Source organism: Listeria valentina (assembly GCF_011800755.1).
In the GTDB taxonomy this organism is placed as follows: domain Bacteria; phylum Bacillota; class Bacilli; order Lactobacillales; family Listeriaceae; genus Listeria; species Listeria valentina.
On the sequence record NZ_JAATJW010000109.1, the window covers coordinates 1 to 3,587 of the forward strand.

At 37.8% G+C, this 3,587-nt stretch carries 3 protein-coding genes; 2 read left to right on the forward strand and 1 reads right to left on the reverse strand.

Features of this window, described 5'->3' with window-relative positions; translation table 11 throughout:
- Positions 1-556: 556 nt before the first annotated feature.
- Entirely contained in the window at positions 557-1,312 is a 756-nt protein-coding gene (locus HCK02_RS13440) for an exodeoxyribonuclease III (RefSeq protein ID WP_167630610.1), read from the reverse strand.
- Between the two features lie 153 nt (positions 1,313-1,465).
- Here HCK02_RS13440 and pepT point away from each other — a divergent pair, with 153 nt between their 5' ends.
- Both pepT and HCK02_RS13450 read left to right on the forward strand, forming a co-directional pair.
- The gene (gene pepT, locus HCK02_RS13445; protein ID WP_167630611.1) at positions 1,466-2,698 is read left to right on the forward strand and encodes a peptidase T; all 1,233 of its coding nucleotides are present in this window, start codon (positions 1,466-1,468) and stop codon (positions 2,696-2,698) included.
- 71 nt (positions 2,699-2,769) lie between these two features.
- On the forward strand, positions 2,770-3,378 hold the full coding sequence (locus HCK02_RS13450) for an HD domain-containing protein (protein WP_167630612.1): 609 nt from the start codon (positions 2,770-2,772) through the stop codon (positions 3,376-3,378).
- Positions 3,379-3,587 lie beyond the last annotated feature (209 nt).

A 3,587-nucleotide genomic window follows, 5' to 3' on the forward strand; every position in this document is an offset into this window, starting at 1 on the left:
TAAAAAACTCCTAGATTTAATCTAGGAGAATATTTTTTATATTTCCTCTGTCTACTTGACAGAGAGTGGTTCATATTGGTGATTGGGTTATTTTTTGTCTTAATGAAGAAGTAACAACTGTTCATACACAAGAAAATCGCTATATCACGAGAGGAGTAAATGAACAAGTGTATGGATACATAGATCAAAAATCAGGCAAGGATTATGCGGTGCACTTCATCATGGATGTCATCAGCAGGTAAACCAAGTCATCTACAAAAAAGGTGGATCGCAAACGAGTAAATTTCGGAGATGAAGGTTTAGTTGACCATCGATTATGTATAATTAACTATTAGTGTTTGGATATAAACATTTTTCAGCACCCCACATTTCTTATTTTGACCAAAAATTGACCCAAATCCGTTTGAAATTATATGAAATCTTGATATTTATAAAGCCTGTTTTTTTCGTTCCTATGAGACTCTATGAAACAATTTAAGTCGCAGATGCAGCTAAAAAAGAATTAGCGAAATAAGAAATCAAAAAGCTGACGCTTCCTGAAACGCCAGCTTTTTTGCTAGAATTTGATATCGAGTTCGACCGGGCAATGATCGGATCCAAGTACATCTGAATGGATTTTGGCGTCAACAAGAGAAGCTTCTAAACGATTAGAAACAACAAAGTAATCAATCCGCCACCCAACGTTCCTGCTCCTAGCATTCATCCGGTAAGACCACCAAGAATAGGCGTCTGTTTTATCTGGGTAAAAATAGCGGAAACTGTCCGTAAATCCAGCCGCGAGAATATCCGAAAACTTGGCGCGCTCCTCATCAGAAAACCCAGCATTCTTGCGATTTGTTTTCGGATTTTTAAGGTCGATTTCTTCGTGTGCAACATTCAAATCACCACAAAAAATAACCGGCTTTTCGTTATCGAGACTTTTAATATACTGTAAAAAAGCTTCTTCCCAGCTCATACGGTAAGGAAGACGTTTCAATTCACTTTGTGAGTTGGGCGTATAAACCGTTAGTAAATAAAAATCAGCGTATTCGAGTGTAATCAACCGACCTTCATTATCATGTTCATCTAAGCCCAATCCATACTGGATCCGAAGAGGTTCTTTTTTTGTAAAAATAGCCGTCCCCGAATAACCTTTCTTTTCAGCATAATTCCAATAAGAAAAATAACCAGGAGTATCGAGTTCAATTTGGCCTTCTTGCAGTTTGGTTTCCTGCAAGCAAAATACATCCGCATCAACTTCGTGAAAATAGTCTAAAAACCCCTTTTTAACAGCGGCTCTAAGCCCGTTTACATTCCAAGAAATTAGTTTCATTTGAAGCACTCCTTTTTGCAGTAAGTTCGTTCTTTTTCTATTATACCTTAATTGAGAATTTGAGGATATGCAATGAATCGCACATAATATTAGAAATTTTAAGATGAGCGGCATATAATAGAAGAGGAAAATAAACTGAAGGAAGTGTAAGTGATGAAAGAAGAACTGATCAAACGCTTTACTACATATGTAAAAGTGAATACCCAATCAAACGAAGAGAGTACCACTTGCCCGACAACAGAAGGACAGCTTGAACTCGGCAAAATTCTTGTAAATGAATTAAAAGAAATTGGTATGAGTGACGTAACAGTAGACGAGAATGGTTACGTGATGGCGACACTTCCAGCAAATACTGATAAAAAAATACCAGTTATTGGCTTTTTAGCACACCTTGATACAGCAACAGATTTTACGGGGGAAAACGTAAGTCCGCAAATCCGCGAAAATTATGATGGTGGCGACATAGTGTTAAATGAAACACTTAATGTGGTCTTATCGCCAAAACAATTTCCAGAATTAGCTGGGTATAAAGGCCAAACTTTAATTACGACAGACGGTACAACGCTTCTTGGTGCGGATGATAAATCGGGCATCACAGAAATCATGGTTGCGATGCACCACCTCATCAACCATCCAGAAATCAAACACGGTAAAATCCGCGTTGCATTCACGCCAGATGAAGAAATCGGTCGCGGTCCAGCTCTCTTCGATGTTGAGGCATTTGGAGCAGACTACGCGTACACGATGGACGGCGGTCCGCGCGGTCAGTTAGAATATGAAAGCTTTAATGCAGCTGCAGCCAAGATCACATTCAAAGGCAACAGTGTGCATCCAGGAACTGCCAAAAATAAAATGGTCAACGCATCCAAACTTGCAATGGAATTCAATGCCGCACTTCCAGCCCAAGAAGCTCCAGAATACACAGAAGGCTATGAAGGCTTTTATCACTTGATCTCACTTAATGGAGATGTCGAACAAGCTAAAGCTTATTATATTATCCGCGATTTTGATTCATTAAAATTTGCAGAACGAAAAGCCAAAGTTGCCGACATTATTTCAAAAATGCAAGAAAAATATGGCAAAGAAAATATTGTCTTAGAACTAAACGATCAGTATTACAACATGCGAGAAAAAATTGAACCAGTTAAAGAAATTGTGGATATCGCGCATGAAGCTATGGAAAAACTGGATATCGAACCACTTGTTGAACCAATCCGAGGTGGGACAGACGGCTCGCAATTATCCTTCAAAGGACTGCCAACACCAAATATCTTCGCTGGTGGAGAAAATATGCATGGCAAGTTTGAATATGTATCCGTTGAAAATATGGAACTTGCAACTAAAGTAATCATCGAAATGGTACAACTTTTCGAACAACGTGGTTGATAATAAACAGAACATGAAGCCCCTTGACTAAACCGGTGAAGGGGTTTTTTAATTGATAGGAGGTATAGAAGATGAATCGAATTATTGCAAAGGCGGAAACTTGGATGCAAGAAGTTTTTTGTTCAGAAAAAACAGGCCATGATTTTGAACATTTAAAGCGAGTTGTAGAAACTGCAACAAAAATCCAATCCACAGAAGGTGGAGATTTATTTTTTATCCAACTAGCGGCACTTTTTCACGACTACCCTGATGAAAAATTGACAAAAGATGTTAGCCGAGCTAGAGGTGAGCTGAAAAGCTGGATGGAAAATGAAAATCTTGAAGAGAATTTTGTTCGGGGAATTCTACGTGCTATTGATGCCGTATCTTATAGAAATGGAGAAAACAAAATTCAAGCTCAAAGCATTGAAGAAAAAATCATCCAAGATGCTGATAGATTAGATGCCATGGGAGCAATTGGAATTATACGAGCTTTTACATATGGAGCCTCTAAAAACAGACAGCCACTTGATTATTTGAAAACAAATCCTAATTCTACTCTGCAGCATTTTGATGATAAATTACTTCGCTTAAAAGTATTGATGCAAACAGAAACTGGCAAAAAGTTAGCGGAGGAGCGCCACAGCTTCATGCTTTTATTCATTGAAGAATTAAAAAAGGAACAGGCCATAAAATCATAAACAAACTTCTTGTAATTGGCTAAGAAATAAGCTATAATTAAAAAGCTTTCTTAAGGAGAGCAAAAATATTTTTAAAAAAACTGTTGACGAAGCTTTGGTAAAATGTTATGCTATTAAAGCTGTCACTTCAGCAAATGACCTTTGAAAACTGAACAAAAAGAAGACGAAAAAGCGATGAAACAGTATGTTTCACCAATCAATTCGCAGGG